10 protein-coding genes are annotated in these 15,239 nt (G+C 57.9%); 4 read left to right on the top strand and 6 right to left on the bottom strand.

What is annotated here, in order from left to right; genetic code table 11:
* Positions 1-29: 29 nt before the first annotated feature.
* Positions 30-875, bottom strand: a complete 846-nt coding sequence (locus IH944_00185; GenBank protein MCH7902966.1) for an HDOD domain-containing protein — start codon at positions 873-875, stop codon at positions 30-32.
* A gap of 159 nt (positions 876-1,034) precedes the next feature.
* Here IH944_00185 and IH944_00180 point away from each other — a divergent pair, with 159 nt between their 5' ends.
* Both IH944_00180 and IH944_00175 read left to right on the top strand, forming a co-directional pair.
* A complete protein-coding gene (locus IH944_00180; GenBank protein MCH7902965.1) occupies positions 1,035-2,000 on the top strand; it encodes a J domain-containing protein in 966 nt (321 codons plus the stop codon).
* A complete protein-coding gene (locus IH944_00175) occupies positions 1,997-2,401 on the top strand; it encodes a helix-turn-helix transcriptional regulator (GenBank protein ID MCH7902964.1) in 405 nt (134 codons plus the stop codon). Before IH944_00180 ends, IH944_00175 begins: the two co-directional genes overlap by 4 nt.
* Before the next feature lie 10 nt (positions 2,402-2,411).
* Here IH944_00175 and rpoC read toward each other — a convergent pair whose 3' ends face one another.
* The 5 genes from rpoC to hisB form a co-directional block, all read right to left on the bottom strand.
* Complete coding sequence (gene rpoC, locus IH944_00170) at positions 2,412-7,133, bottom strand: DNA-directed RNA polymerase subunit beta' (GenBank protein MCH7902963.1); 4,722 nt, start codon at positions 7,131-7,133, stop codon at positions 2,412-2,414.
* 83 nt (positions 7,134-7,216) lie between these two features.
* Entirely contained in the window at positions 7,217-11,245 is a 4,029-nt protein-coding gene (rpoB, locus tag IH944_00165; protein MCH7902962.1) for a DNA-directed RNA polymerase subunit beta, read from the bottom strand.
* 248 nt (positions 11,246-11,493) lie between these two features.
* The gene (locus tag IH944_00160) at positions 11,494-11,778 is read right to left on the bottom strand and encodes a hypothetical protein (protein MCH7902961.1); all 285 of its coding nucleotides are present in this window, start codon (positions 11,776-11,778) and stop codon (positions 11,494-11,496) included.
* Between the two features lie 19 nt (positions 11,779-11,797).
* On the bottom strand, positions 11,798-12,106 hold the full coding sequence (locus IH944_00155; protein ID MCH7902960.1) for a hypothetical protein: 309 nt from the start codon (positions 12,104-12,106) through the stop codon (positions 11,798-11,800).
* Positions 12,107-12,227: 121 nt separating this feature from the next.
* Positions 12,228-12,836: an imidazoleglycerol-phosphate dehydratase HisB gene (gene hisB, locus IH944_00150; protein ID MCH7902959.1), complete on the bottom strand. Its 609-nt coding sequence runs from the start codon at positions 12,834-12,836 to the stop codon at positions 12,228-12,230.
* Positions 12,837-12,937: 101 nt separating this feature from the next.
* Between hisB and sucD the strand changes: the two genes are divergently transcribed.
* Together sucD and IH944_00140 are read left to right on the top strand one after the other, a co-directional pair.
* A complete protein-coding gene (sucD, locus tag IH944_00145) occupies positions 12,938-13,819 on the top strand; it encodes a succinate--CoA ligase subunit alpha (protein MCH7902958.1) in 882 nt (293 codons plus the stop codon).
* 287 nt (positions 13,820-14,106) lie between these two features.
* Positions 14,107-15,225: a sigma-70 family RNA polymerase sigma factor gene (locus IH944_00140; GenBank protein MCH7902957.1), complete on the top strand. Its 1,119-nt coding sequence runs from the start codon at positions 14,107-14,109 to the stop codon at positions 15,223-15,225.
* Positions 15,226-15,239 lie beyond the last annotated feature (14 nt).

The following is a 15,239-nucleotide window of genomic DNA, read 5'->3' as shown; positions in this document are numbered from 1 at the left end:
GCTTGTCCGAATCCGGATTGAGGAAAGCGCTACCTGTACGCTTCCTGTGCCCTATTGACCTCTGAGATAACAACGTCTTGAATGGCGGCGAACTGTTCCGTCGGCAGGCCGATCGCCTCCGCTACCTCGGTGTCGATTTCGTAGGCGACGCCGGGAACGCTGTTAGTAAACCCGCACTGATGAGCTAAGGCGTCAGCGGCTGCGATAACGCAGGTGGTCTCATAGTATTCGCCGTCAAGGGCGGGATTGTGGTGGAACTCGATTGCGTGCTTGATGATCTTCGTCAAGCTCCACTTCTCCGCCAACAGCCCTCCTACCGTGCAGTGATCGTACCCGAGCGTTTGGTTTTCAATCTTATACAGCGGCTGTTTCAACTTCTGGCACAGCTTCAGATTTGTCTCAAATATCTTCGGCAGAAAGCGATCCATCACGAGCAATCCGATGTCGTGCATCATCCCGGCACAGTACAGCTCTTCGGCTTTGGAGGCCATGGTCAGCTTCCCTATGATCCTTGCTGCCGTCGCAACCGCCAGAGAGTGCCGCCAGAACTCGAGCTTTCCGAAATTCGGACACTCCATCTTGTTCGCTGCCATCTGTTGGAAGGTGATGCCGACAACCAGCGACTGTACGGAGTTCATCCCGATCACCGCTACTGCCCGGCCGACCGTTGGGACCCCATTTGCGCCGTAGAAAGCTGAGTTCGCTACTTTGAGAATCTTGGCCGTAATGGCCGAATCCTTCTGAATCGCTGCCTCGACCTGATGCGAGCTGACATCGGGATGATCGACAAGGCGAAGAATCTGGCTTGCCGCTTGCGAAAGAACCGGCAGGTTCTCACTCCTTTCAATACGAATCCCAAGACTAGCTAAGTCCACAAGCTCAATCTTCGGGTCTGACCGGACTCTCTCTTACCCAGGGCAGCCACTTTCCTAGAAGAATGTGTGAGATTTCGGAACGGGACTCGTGAAACCCCTCCCGGTCCAGCGACGTCACTTGAGTATAGTACACTCAAGCTCTTGAGTTTGACTGAGGCAATGGCGAAGGATTATTATAAGATTCTGTCGGTCGACCGGCGAGCGGACGACAAGGCGATCAAGGCGGCATACCGTCGCCTCGCCCGCAAGTACCATCCTGACCTCAATCCGAACGATCCGACCGCCGAAGCCAAGTTCAAGCAAGCTAGCGAAGCGTACGCCGTGCTGAGCGATCCTGAGAAGCGCAAGAAGTACGATACGCTCGGTTCGAATTGGGAGCAGTTGCAGAACGTCGGTGAGCGCGTCAGCGATCGGTTTCAGACCGGCTTCGGCGGCGGTTTCGATACGATCTTCGAACAAATCTTCTCGCAGATGAGCGGCGAGGAGCCCGGTCCTCAGGTGAGGCAAGTTCCACCTCGAGACGTCAGCAGAGACGTTGAAGTGACGCTCGAGGAGATTGACACCGGCACGGATCGGAAGCTGACGTACACGACGGCGGACGCTTGCAATCACTGTAGGGGCGCGGGGAGCGTGCGTACGGGGGACAGACACCGCTCAGCCTGTCCGGCTTGCAGAGGATCCGGAACCCAGTCGCGGACCCAGAGTGTGAAGGTGAAAATTCCTGCGGGGGTGTCAGAAGGGAAAAAGCTCCGCGTACCCGGAAAGGGCGCGGCTGGATCCAATGGCCAGTCGGGAGACCTATACGTCGTGATTCGCGAGGCCAAACACAAGAAGTTCCGTCGGGTCGGCGAAGATACGGAGGTAGAGATCGTCGTGCCGTATGTGCTGGCAGCGCTTGGAGGCCAAACGGAAGTGCCGACGATTCGCGGCACGGTCAGCATGAAGATCCCGGCGGGGACGCAGTCCGGCCAGGTTTTCCGCCTAGCCAATCAGGGTATCACGAAGCTCGGCGGATCGCGAGGCAATTTGCGAGCTCGAGTCAAGATTTCTGTTCCGAAGAGGCTCTCCAAGAAGGAACGCGCCCTGCTGAAGGAGATCAGCGACCTAACAAAACAGAACAAATGAAAGACAGTGGCCAGCCCGTTTACATGATCGGAGTCGCGGCGGAGCTTTGTAACGTGCATCCGCAGACCTTGCGGCAGTACGAGCGACTTAGACTAGTCGTTCCGGCAAGAGCTGGAGCGAAGAACCGCTTGTACAGCGAGAAGGACATCGATCGCGTTAGGAGAATCCAAAGGTTAACGCAGGGGATGGGAGTCAACCTTGCAGGCGTCGAGATTATCCTTCGCCTGCTCGACGACATGGATCAGATGCACTCCGACTTTGAAAAGCAGTTTGATGAGTACGTCATCGGAGTCGAGCAACGGTTTCAACAACAGTTCGCCAACACGAAGGCTCCGATCAGAAGCGACCAGCCGCTCTTCCCGGTGCCGCGGCGCAAGAGTCGAAAGAAGTTCGACTTGTAGCCCGCCTGACTTACCTTCCGGACTCTTTCGCTTCCTCTGTGGCGAGGTCGGCGAGCGACAGGCCGCCAAATGCATCTTCAAGGCTTTCGACGTCCTCTTCGCCTGATTCAACCAACGCACTGAGCGACTGATGCGCCCAACTCGGCTGGGTCCGGTCGACATCGACGGCGAGATCCCGGTACTCCATGACTCCGGTGCCAGCCGGAATCAAACGCCCGATGATCACGTTCTCTTTCAGCCCCCGAAGCTCGTCGTGCTTGCCACGCACCGCAGCATCCGTCAGTACCCTGGTGGTCTTTTGGAACGACGCCGCCGATAGGAATGAATCCGTCGCGAGCGAGGCCTCCGTGATCCCGAGCAAGACCCACGAACAGGTTGCGAGCTTCGGCTTGCGCTCCTTCGTTCCACCCGTTACCGGATCGACGATCTGAACCTTCTCTTCGGCCGCAATCATCTGTTTGAGCTTCTTGTTTTCTCGCGCAAACCGGAAACGGTCAACGATCTGGCCTGGGAGGAACGGCGTGTCGCCTGCCTCCGTAATCTTCCTCTTTCTCAGCATCTGCCGAATGATGACTTCAAGGTGCTTGTCGTTGATATCGACGCCCTGATCCTTATAGACGGACTGTAGGTTTTCTATGAAGTAGTCGTAGACCGACTTCGCTCCTGCAAGCTCAAGAACCTCGTGAGGATCGAGCGGGCCCTCCGTAAGCGGATCGCCCTTGATGATATTGGCGCCCTTCTCGATCGGCAGGTTTCCAAGAGGTGGAACGAGGATGGGATAGAAGACTCGCACGGTCTTGCACTTGTGCCGTCGCAACACCTGTAGGGTTGCAGTATTGATCTTCTGGCCGATCACTCTCTCCAGCGCCGAATCGTAAGTCTCGATGGTCTTCTCTTTCTTCTTCCCCGACACCGATGGGACCGTTGACAGTTGCGTCTCCCAGTTCTGAGTGTCCGCGACGTAAGCCTCCTTCATAGTCTGGTTCGTCGGAACCTCGGCTTCGACTATCACCCATCGTCCGTAGCTGGATCGTTGCACATCAGCGATGACCCCGGTCACCGGGCAGATGATCGCTTTACCTCGCGGTTGCTTCCGGGCCTCAAAAATCTCCTCTACGCGAACGATGCCGCTGGACTCACCGGTCCAAGAGTAGAAGAACGTCTTGCGACTCCGTTCCCACATTCTCCGCGACTCAGTGTCGGCCTTCTCCTTCGCCTTCTCCGTGGCCTTGGTCTTTCTCGGCTTTGCGCCGGCCTCTTCTACCAGGGCACCTCTTGTGAAAAGACTCTTCACGGCGCTGGACTGCGATTCGATCAGCTTGGTCGGATCGAACTCCTTGCTGTCCGTTTGTGTCGCTGCTTGAAAGTCCTCTTGGAACTGTCGAATGAACTTGCCGGTCTTGTACTGGCTGGTTCTAGCGATCGACTTGGAGCCCGCGACGCCGCCCGTGTGGAACGTCCGCATAGTTAGCTGCGTGCCGGGTTCGCCAATCGACTGCGCAGCGATGATTCCAACGGCTACGCCCTGCTCGACGATCTTCTGACTCGCCAAGTCAACACCGTAACACATGGCGCAAATGCCCTGCTCGAGTCGGCATGTGAGTGGGCTTCTGACCACCAAGCCCAAGCGCCCGTGGTCGTCGAAGTCATAACCCAACCGCCTGAACTTCTTGTGAAGCTTTGTCAGATCTTCGTCGGATTCAACTTCTGCAGCGAGCACGACGTAGCCCTCCTCAACACCGTTCAAGACGCTGACCATGTCAACCGTGACGACACCACCGCTGGCTACGACGAGCTTGCCCTTGAGGTTTTTGACGCTTTTCGTGACCACTCGGCCGAACGTACGGTCTCCGATGTTTTCGATCACCTTGCCTTCGAACATCAGTTTCGTCGCAATGCTGCCTTCCAGCGTGCCACAGTCCTTCGCACGAATGATGACGTCTTGGGCGACATCTACAAGTCGCCGCGTCAGGTAGCCGGCGTCTGCCGTTCTCAACGCCGTATCAGCCAACCCCTTGCGAGCGCCGTGCGTGGTTACGAAGAACTCAAGCATCGACAGTCCGATTTGGAACGAACTGCGGACGGGCAGCTCGTAAATGACTTCGTTGAACTGGTTGAACATCAGGCCGCGCATACCGGAGAGCTGCGCGATCTGCTTCACGCTGCCGCGCGCGCCTGAGACCGTGATGATCGAAAGCGGGTTGTCCTGACTCATATTGTCGACGATCGCGTTGCCGATTTCATCGTAGGTATCCGTCCAAAGCCTGATCAAGTTCTCCTGCATTTCGCGGAATGTCGTCCTGCCGGTGCGGTACTGCTGCAAGATGCGATCCGCCTTGACGTCCGCCTCGTCGAGCACTTCGACACGCCGATCCGGGGGATCCATATCCGTCATGGCGATCGATAGGCCGTACTGAGTCGCCCACTTAAAGCCGATGTCCTTGATGTCGTCCAACAGCTTGATCGTGCCCTCCGTACCGACCTGGTCGTGGCAGGCAACGATGGTTGTAGCCAGGGCCTTCTTGGTTAGCTCGAGATGCAGGAATTCGTCGCTGTAGCGCAGCGGGTACGGCAACACGCCGTTGAACTCCAGGCGGCCTGGCGTGGTCGTCACGACGAGCGACTCGTACTTTCGCTCCAACGGTTTGAGCTCGCGCACCTCTTCGTCAAATTCGTTCGTTGTGATCTCTTCGACGAACTCGCCGCCCGTCTCCGGATCGCGGTGGTCGATTTCGTCATCCGGTCTGAAAACCGGTCTGCGAATTCGAACGCGAACCGGGGCGTTCACATTGAGCGTCGTTCCGCGAGGGTTCTCGAAGGTGTGCAGGACCTCATCTGGGCTGCTGAAGATCGGAGGCGGTGCGTGCTCTTCCGGGTCGCTTTCGTTCAGCTCTATCTGCTTGTCGAGAGCCTTTGCCGCCTCGATGTTGGTAAAGGTCAGAGCGTACGAGCCAAGCACGATATCCTGAATCGGTGACGCAACTGGCCGCCCGTCCGCTGGAGAGAACAAGTTCTGAGTCGACAGCATGAGGACGCGCGCCTCGGATTGAGCCTGCATGCTCAGCGGCACGTGAACCGCCATCTGATCACCGTCAAAGTCGGCGTTGAAGGCGTGGCACACCAGCGGGTGCAATTGGATCGCCTTGCCTTCGACCAGGATCGGCTCGAACGCCTGGATGCCAAGCCGGTGCAGGGTAGGCGCACGGTTCAGAAGCACCGGATGCTCTCTGATGACATCCTCCAGGCCGTCCCAGACGGCAGGATGCATCCGCTCGATCATGCGTTTTGCTGTCTTTATATTCTGCGTTATCTTGCGCTCGACCAGCGTCTTCATCACGAAAGGCTTGAAAAGCTCGAGCGCCATCTCCTTCGGCAGACCGCATTGGTGGAGCTTCAGGTGCGGGCCGACGACGATCACAGACCGGCCGGAGTAGTCAACGCGCTTTCCAAGGAGGTTCTTTCGGAACCGGCCCTCCTTACCCTTCAGCATATCGCTCAACGACTTGAGCGGCCTTTGGTTGCTGCCGACCACGGGCCTCGACCTGCGACCGTTGTCGATCAATCCGTCCACTGCCTCTTGCAGCAGCCTTTTCTCGTGATTGATGATCGACTCAGGCGCCTGAATCTCGATGATCTTCTTCAATCTGTTGTTCCGATTGATGATGCGCCGGTAGAGGTCGTTGAGATCGCTCGTCGCAAATCTGCCTCCGTCGAGCTGGACCATAGGCCTCAGCTCTGGCGAGATCACCGGCACCACATCGAGGATCATCCAGTCCGGCCGGCTCTTCGACTTCAGCAAAGCCTTTACTATCTCCAGCCTCTTGATGGCGCGGACTCTCCGTTGACTCGTGGCTTCGACGACCTCGATTTTCAGATCCACGGCTAACTGCTCCATGTCGACGCGGCGCAAGAGCAGCCGCATCGCCTCAGCGCCGATGCTTGCCGTAACCAGCTCGTCAAGGTCGATTTGAAGCCGTCGCCCAACGGCGTCGAGCATCTTGCTGATCGCTCGCCACTTGTCCTCGTCGATGAGCATGTTGACCTCAAGCTCTCCGACCAGCTTGGCAGCGATATCGAGATCGTGAAGCCGCTCGTCCGCATCGCGAAACTCCGCCCGGATTCTATCGAAATTGGCCTTCATCCTTTCTCGGACGTACCCCTCGTCGAAGTACTCGTCAGGGTTGTTGACCATCTCTGTCGCGAGACGCTTCAGGCTCTCCACTTCCAGTTGCTTCATCTGCTCCTGGATACCGAGCTTCTCCTGTTCGACGCCTTGGTAGATCTTAGGTATCAGCTCCTTGATCTTCTCTTCTTCGAGATCGATGATGATGAACGCAGCAAAGTAGATGACTTTTTCCAGCTGCTTGGGAGAGATGTCCAGGATGAGCGACAGCGGCGAAGGGACGCCCTTCAGATACCAGATGTGGCACACGGGCGCCGCCAACTCGACATGCCCCATGCGCTCGCGACGAACCTTGCTGCGCGTGACTTCGACGCCGCACCGTTCGCAGACGATCCCCTTGTACTTAATCTTCTTGTACCGACCGCAAGCGCATTCCCAATCCTTGACCGGACCAAAAATCCGCTCGCAGAACAGCCCGTCGCGCTCCGGCTTAAAGGTGCGGTAGTTGATCGTCTCGGGTTTCTTTGCTTCACCGTGAGACCAGCTCCTGATCTCCTGCGGGCTAGCGATGCCGATCCGAATTTTATCAAACAGGTTTTTATGTGCCATGCTACTGTCTTATTCTTCGTTGCGGCCACGCCGCATGAACTCCCCGATCGCACAATCGCCGACCGGGCTGCAATGTCGATTTACTAACTGAAGAACCCCACTGATCGCGCGAGCCTCACATCGTCGCTGCCTGTCAGCTCGTCGAGGTCTTTAAGCGTCAAAACCCTGTTGCGATCATCTTCGATCGTCACTTTCAGGCACAAGGAACGAAGCTCGCTCACAAGAATCTTGAACGACTCTGGAATCCCTGGCTCGGAGATCGCCTCGCCCTTCACGATCGCCTCGTACGCCTTGACACGCCCGACAACATCGTCGGACTTGATCGTGAGCAGCTCCTGCAGCGTGTACGCTGCTCCGTACGCCTCAAGAGCCCAAACCTCCATCTCTCCGAATCGCTGCCCGCCGAACTGCGCCTTGCCGCCGAGCGGCTGCTGCGTAACGAGCGAATACGGCCCGATCGAGCGCGCGTGAATCTTCTCGTCTGCCAAGTGCTCGAGCTTGAGCATATAAATGAGCCCGATGGTGATCAGATTGGGCAGTCGTTCGCCCGTCAACCCATCTCGGACTACGGACTTGCACGAAACCGGATCGATACCAGCCCTGTCGAACGCGTTCTCCTTGATCCGCTTCAATATCTCTTCGTAGATCTCGGGGTCTGCCTTCGCAGGCGGACCTGGACGCTCCGGCAGCTCAACCGGCTCCCACTCGTCGATATCCACGTCCACCGACAGCTCTCCGTTGGTCTTTACCGGGCCCGCAGCTACCGCGCACGAGACGAACTCCAATCGATCTTCGTCCAACTGTTTCAGTTTCGTCTCGACTCGCTTGAACATCTGGTCAAGATTGTCTAACGGATTGAATTTCAGGTTGAGATTCAGCTCGCTGTTGCAGTAAGCCTGCAGCACCTGGCTACGCATGGATTCGCTCATGCGTTCGACTTCGGCCAATATCTCGTCTTCGGTCGCTCCCTCGAACGCGGGACACACGTATCGCACTCCGAGATGCCGCCCTGCATAGCCCAAATGCGTTTCTAGAATCTGCCCGATGTTCATTCGGCTCGGTACGCCAAGCGGATTCAAGATGATGTCGACGGGCGTTCCGTCCTGCAACATCGGCATGTCCTCCACCGGCAGGATCATAGAGATGACGCCCTTGTTGCCGTGCCTCCCCGCCATCTTGTCTCCGATGATGATCTTGCGCTTTTGCGCAACGTAGACCTGAACGCTCATGTTGGTGCCGGCAGCAAGATCGTCGCCTGAAATCTGCAAGAGGGGCTCTTCGGTGCGGTCGCAGATGAGCCTTTCCCTCTTCTTCGACTCCTTGTAAACGTAGTTGATCGTCGGGCTTAGATACTTGTACCGACTGAACACGGTCACATCGACTACGACGCCTTTTTCTCCGTGCGGGACGCGCAGCGACACGTCGCGAGTCTCCTCGGCTTTCTTGCCGAAGATGGCGATGATCAGCCTCTCTTCGGCGGTCATCTCGGTCTGCCCCTTGGGCGCGACCTTGCCGACCAGGATGTCTTCCGGCCTGACCTCTGCACCAACGCGGATGATCCCGTTCTCGTCGAGGTCCTTCAGCGCGTCGTCGCCGACGTTTGGAATATCGCGCGTGATCTCTTCGGGCCCCAGCTTCGTATCGACGGCCTCCGTCTCGTACCGCTCGATGTGGATCGACGTATATATGTCTTCTTTGACCAGGCGCTCGCTCAAGAGGATCGCGTCCTCATAGTTGTAGCCGCCCCAGGGCATGAACGCAACGATGAGGTTCTGGCCTAGAGCCATCCTCCCTTCGTCGCACGTTGCGCCGTCAGCCAGCGGATCGCCAGCTTCGACTCGGTCGCCGGCGAAAACGACCGGACGGTGGGTGAAACACGTCGACTTGTTGCTCTGGAACATATGCAACAGGTCGTATTTCTCCTCATGCCCGTCGTCCGACACGACGTCTATGCGGAGCGCATCGACGTACGATACTACGCCTGCCCGGTGTGCAACGACGGACGCTCCTGAGTCGATCGCCGTTCGCTTTTCATGACCAGTGCCGACGACCGGCGCATCCGAGCGCAGGCACGGCACGGCTTGGCGCTGCATGTTCGCGCCCATCAGGGCTCTGTTCGCGTCGTCGTTCTCCAGGAACGGTATCAGGGACGTTGCCACTGACACGATCTGAACCGGCGAGACATCCATTATGTCGACCGTCTCGCGAGGGACGGTAGGGTAGCTCGCACCACCGAACGCAGCATCTCCACCTGGGCATCGAACCGTCACTTCTTTGGAGACGATCAGCCCTGTCTTGGGGTCGAGCGGCGTGTCAGCCGGGGCAATTCGGAAAGCGAAGTCCTCTTGGGCGGTCAAGTAAACGACTTCGTCCAAGAGCTTGCCATCCTTCACCTTGCGGAACGGGGTCATGATGAAGCCGAACTCATCGACGCGCGCATGGGTCGTCAGCTGGTTGATCAGCCCGATGTTCGGCCCTTCCGGGGTCTCGATCGGACAGATTCGACCGTAGTGCGACCTGTGTACGTCGCGGACTTCCAGCTTCGCGCTCGTTCTCTGCAGACCGCCTGGGCCGAGGCTAGAAAGACGGCGCTTGTTCGTCAGCTCGCTCAGCGGGTTGGTCTGATCCATGAACGTGCTGAGCTGGTTGGAGCTGAAGAAGCTCTTGATGCTCGCGCTGACCGGTTTGACCGACAGAATGATGCTCGGCAAGAGGTTGTCCTGATCTGCGCTGGTCATTCTCTCGCGAGCGACCTTCTCCATTCTTACGAAGCCGAGCCTGAGCTGACTTTGGAGCAGCTCGCCGACCGATCGCACCCGCTTGTTTCGGAGATCGTCGATATCGTCACGCTCGGCCTGCTTCGTCAGGTAGGGCTCAATCGCACTCAGGATCTTCGCCAGGTCGTCGGACGTCAGATTCCGAATGTCGAGGTCGACATCCAGCTTGAGGCGCTGATTGAGGAACCTGCGTCCGACGCGACCGAGGTCGTACCGCCTCGGGTCGAAGAACAGGCTGTAAGTAAGCTGTTTTGCCGCGTCCTCGTTGGCCCCCTCACCTGGACGCATACGCTTGTGTATGTCGAGGATCGCCTCGCGCGTGGTCGACGTCTTGTCGGAAGCCAACGTAGCTTCAGCCAGTTTTGACAGCCGCAGCACCTCAAGGTTCTTAGGCTTTAGCTCGGCGACTCTCTCCGCCATTTCCGCATCGATCAAGACCAACGCGCCGACGATGACCTTGTCTTCGCCGTCCTTGATCTCCTGGATCGGCCGAGTACCCTCTAGTTCCTCTGCATCCGGCTTGGCGAGGGTCTGCTCTTCGCCGAACGCCCACAACATATCGTCGTTGGTGCCAAGCGGAGTCTCGACGGTCACTTTGAAAGATGCCTGGCTCTTCTTGAGTCCAGCCAGCACGGCCTTCGTCAGAATCGTCGCCTTGTCGAGAACGATCTCCCCGGTCTTCGGATCGACGAGCGGCTCGCTCAGCTTCTTGTGCAGCGAATCCCCGACCTTCTGAAGCTGCCTGTCGCGACCGCGATCGAATCCGTGGATCGCCTTGATCAGCTGCGTGATTGGAAGCTTCTTGGTCTGTGAAATCTGGGTCGTTACAACACCGGCAGCGTCGTTCTCAACCTCGAGCCAAGGACCCTCCTTCGGGATGATTCGCCCACGGATGACCATTTGCATCGAAGTATCGACATCCTCTTCGAAATAGATGCCGGGCGATCTTGATAGCTGAGACACGATGACGCGCTCTCGACCGTTGATCACGAAAGTGCCAGCGTCGGTCATCAACGGCAGGTCGCCCAAGTAGACTTCGGATTCGATCACCTCGCGATCCTTGCCGCCAAAACGGACGGTCGCTTTGATAGGTGCCTCAAACGTCAAGTCGCGGTCACGACATTCGTCGAGACCGTACTTCGGTTCGCCGAGTATGAAATCGACAAACTCTATATAGTTCGTCTGGGTGAAATCCCAGATCGGTGAAAACGTTTTAAATAGTTCGGGCAGGCCTACTTCAAGAAACCACTTGTAGCTATTGAGTTGAACTTCAATTAGATTCGGCACCTCGAGCAATCTTCCGATTCGCTTCGAGGAAGGCTGAATTACTTTCATCCGCTCCTCCGCAGATTGAGGGAAGCTTAAGGATACCAGCCCTTTTTGGCAAGAATCAAGGCAAAACCGGCGCAAACGGACGTTTTCAGGACCAATTCGACGCCAACTCGTCCGATTCGCGACCGACAAGTCCTTTTTCGCCTCTCGGACTGTCTCGGCTGGCGGCTTCGGACGATTCCTGAGGCCGGATCGCTCCATCCTCTTGGGCTTGCCTGACTGCCGACGGCAAGGAGGTTACCAGCCCTGCGTCACTCAGTGAGTCTTTGCGGGATGTCTGGCGGAGTCTCCGGTCTTCGGGGCCGATTTTCTATGGGTTCCTCCAAAGCCAGAGTCTGCTGGTTCACTCGATCGCGCAGTTCGGCGATCTCTCCTCGCAGTGCGCGAAGCTCATTCAAGACCTCGGAGTCCGGCTGTTCTTTCCGAACGAGCACTGCCATCTTGCGATGGTGGCCGGTCACGATGACTGCTACAGCTATGAAGCCGCCCATCACAATCGCAATGATCGGTATCAGAAAAACGTAATCAAATGCCATTTGTCATCCTCCAGCCATGTTACTGGCCATGCAACCTGGTCTCCACGCCGGCACTGCTTTGCCTGCTAGCCGAGACGCTCGTTCGCAGCTCATCGACTGCGATCGCCGTCTCGTGCTGTTCCGTCCGTAACTGTTGCAACTCGGCCCGCATTTGCCTAAGTTCGTCGATCACTTCTGGCAACGCTTCCTGCTTATTATCGCCGCGGAGCAACTCTGCCATCTTTCGCTGGTGGTGAGTCAGCAGATACACGATCGGAATGAGGAGCGCCATACCGCCGAGAACGAACGGCAGGATTTCGCTGGGCACCAGTACTCCAATAAGCCTCATCAGGACGTGTGGCCTCCTGCGCAATCACTCATGTGTCGCCTCAACGCAATCATTCTTCACCAAGGTACGAGATTCAAAGCGATACGTTTTGCCGAAATAGTTGATTTGGGACCTGCGTCCGCTATGTCCGGGCCTTCCGGTGCGAGGCAGCGCCGCTGCGTCGATCCGAGCGCACCAGCGCTTGATGCATCGCGACCCCGAAACCTTTGAAGAGCGCCTCGCAAACGTGATGGTCGTTCACGCCAGCCAGCTTCCGCATGTGCACAGTCATTCCGGCATTGATCACGAGAGCCTGGAAAAACTCACGAACGCTCTCGAGCGAGAGGCCCCCAATGCTCTCGCGCGAAAACTCGACGTCGAACTCCAGGTGTCCCCGCCCGATCATGTCGATCGAAACGAGCACGAGCGCGTCGTCCATCGGCAGTTGCGCGCTGCCGAAGCGCATGATGGCGTCCGAATCCATCATCGCCCGCCTGATCGCCATTCCCAGACCGATCCCGGCGTCCTCCACCGTATGATGGTCGTCGACCGAGAGATCTCCGCGAACCTTGATTCCCAGATCGAGATGACCGTGCATACCTAGCTCTCGCAACATGTGATCGAAGAACGGGATGCCCGTGTCGGCATCGACCTTCGTGCCTCCATCGAGGTCCAAAGTGAGCCTGACATCGGTCTCCGAGGTCTCCCTGTCAACCTCTGCGAATCGCACGGTCTTTGATTGCTTCGACATACGCTTCTAGGATTGTACTACGGTCTCAGGCGCTCAGAAGGTCTCGGATACCGGCAATTCTTTCGGTATTCTGTTCTTTCCTCCTGGAGGCTATAGACCCCTTGGCCATACTCGTAGACAAGAACACCCGCGTGATCGTTGCCGGAATGACCGGCCGCGAAGGATCGTTCCACACTGAGCAGATGATCGCCTACGGCACCGCCGTAGTCGGCGGCGTGACTCCAGGCAAGGGCGGCCAAGAGCTGCTCGGGGTGCCGGTATTCGACTCCATGCAGGAAGCGGTCGACGCCACCGCGGGCAACGCGGCCCTGATCTTCGTGCCGGCACCGTTCGCAGCCGACTCAGTTTTGGAGGCCGAAGCCGCGGGCATCCCGTTCATCGCTCTCATCACCGAAGGCGTCCCCACCAAGGATATGCTGACCGTGGTGAACCGGCTGAAAACGAACGGCAGTGCCCGGCTCCTCGGCGGAAACTGCGCGGGGGTCATCACGCCCGGCGAATGCAAGCTCGGCATCATGCCGGGCCACATCTTCAAGCGCGGCCCTGTCGGGCTGGTATCCCGCTCTGGAACCTTGACTTACGAGATCGTATGGGAGCTGACGAGGGCGGACTTGGGCCAGACTACGTGCGCCGGAATCGGTGGAGATCCGATCATCGGAACCAGGTTCATCGACACTATGGAGATGTTCGAGGCCGATCCTGAGACTATGGCGGTTGTCATGATCGGAGAGATCGGGGGCTCGGACGAAGAGATCGCGGCTGAGTACATCAAGACGATGAAGAAGCCGGTAGTCGGGTTCATATCGGGCAGGACGGCGCCTCCTGGAAAGCGAATGGGGCACGCTGGCGCGATCATCAGCGGCGGGATGGGCACAGCGCAATCGAAGGTAGACGCGCTCGAGGCTGCGGGTGCGGCGGTAGCCGATAGATCGAGCGACATACCGCAGTTGGTGAAGGAAGCACTCCACGCAGTCCGGGCCTAATACCCCGGAATTACTGCAAATCGACCGGCCCAAAGGAGATTTTTTCCACAAATCGCGCAACGTGTACTACAATAGAGGCGTCAGTACAAATTGGCACGTGCCTTGAACCTACATCAGATTGAAACTCAGCGGCGGCAAACTCCTAGGATTTCCACAGGTTGTCCGCCGCTATTGGTGTGATGCCCGAAGGCGTTTTGTACTGTCGAACGATGATTGACAAGACGTCGTCGCCGGTGCCGAGAATCTAACGAAAACGAGTTACTGAGTTTATGCCAGCAGACAACCAGATGCCTACGCAGGTCCGCCGCGGTAAAGCGATCACCGTTCGGACCCACAGCCGTCACGCCTACATCGACGCCAGCAAGCACATGCTGGTCGATGACGACGAGCTGACCGAAGACGAGCTTCTTGAGCTTGAGGAAGAAGAGGAGGAGCAGGAAGCCGAAGCCCGCAAGAAGAGCGACGACTCCGAAGAGCTTGAGATGTGGATGCGGCAAACCCGCCGCGCCCACCTGCTGACCCCTGCCCAAGAGGAGGACCTCGCGAAGAAAGTGCAGGCTAAAGATCTCGCGGAACAGGATCAGTGGGACAAGGTCGCAGAGCTGCGGAACCTATCGCGCAGGCACAAGTTCAACGATTGGGAGCGCGGGGACGTCATGAAGCTGGGCGTTCTTGCGAAGAAGCAGCTGATCGAGTCCAATCTGCGGCTGGTCGTAAGCATCGCTAAGAAGTACAACGCGCGGGGGATCCCCCTAGCCGATCTGATCCAGGAGGGCAACCTCGGCCTGATCCGCGCCGTCGAAAAGTTCGACTGGCGCAAGGGTTTCCGCTTCTCGACGTATGCGACCTGGTGGATCCGAAGGGCGATCGCCCGCGCGATCATCAACCAGGGCAGAACGATCCGTATCCCCGTGTACGTCGCTGAGCTGATCAACAAGGTCATGAAGACCGCGAACCAGCTTCAGCAAGAGCTGCACCGCGAGCCGACGCCTGAGGAAGTTGCCGAGCGAGTGGGCATGGCGGCGGACCGTGTGCAAGAGATGTTGCGGGTCGCGATCGAGCCTCTGTCTCTCGAAACCCCAGTCGGTGAAAAGGACAACTCGTCGATCGGCGACTTCATCCCTTCGCAGAACATCCCGACTCCGGGCGACGTGACTTGGAACCTGATGCGGCGCGAGGAGATCGACACGATCCTGGGTCGCCTGACGAGCCGCGAACGGGATGTCGTCCGGCTGAGGTTCGGCCTTGACGACGGCCGCGCGAGGACCCTCGAAGAGGTCGGTTCGTCGCTGAACGTCACCCGAGAGAGAGTTCGTCAGATCGAGCTGAGGGCGATGAAGAAGCTGCGCCATATCGGCCAGGAGCTTCACACGCAAGGCTTCACGATCACGCCGACCCCGACCTAGGGGCGGCGGAAGCC

The sequence above is a fragment of the Armatimonadota bacterium genome (genome assembly GCA_022563855.1).
Classification (GTDB): Bacteria; Armatimonadota; Fimbriimonadia; order Fimbriimonadales; family Fimbriimonadaceae; genus JADFMN01.
The sequence above is the reverse complement of the archived record's forward strand: the minus strand, read 5'-3'. Positions and strand labels throughout refer to the sequence as shown.

Bases quoted from the DNA above. Each gene is read 5' to 3' on its own strand.
- IH944_00180 (MCH7902965.1), top strand. From the start codon at position 1,035: ATGGCGAAGGATTATTATAAGATTCTGTCGGTCGACCGGCGAGCGGAC.
- IH944_00175 (MCH7902964.1), top strand. From the start codon at position 1,997: ATGAAAGACAGTGGCCAGCCCGTTTACATGATCGGAGTCGCGGCGGAG.
- rpoC (MCH7902963.1), bottom strand. From the start codon at position 7,133: ATGGCACATAAAAACCTGTTTGATAAAATTCGGATCGGCATCGCTAGC.
- rpoB (MCH7902962.1), bottom strand. From the start codon at position 11,245: ATGAAAGTAATTCAGCCTTCCTCGAAGCGAATCGGAAGATTGCTCGAG.
- IH944_00160 (MCH7902961.1), bottom strand. From the start codon at position 11,778: ATGGCATTTGATTACGTTTTTCTGATACCGATCATTGCGATTGTGATG.
- IH944_00155 (MCH7902960.1), bottom strand. From the start codon at position 12,106: ATGAGGCTTATTGGAGTACTGGTGCCCAGCGAAATCCTGCCGTTCGTT.
- hisB (MCH7902959.1), bottom strand. From the start codon at position 12,836: ATGTCGAAGCAATCAAAGACCGTGCGATTCGCAGAGGTTGACAGGGAG.
- IH944_00140 (MCH7902957.1), top strand. From the start codon at position 14,107: ATGCCTACGCAGGTCCGCCGCGGTAAAGCGATCACCGTTCGGACCCAC.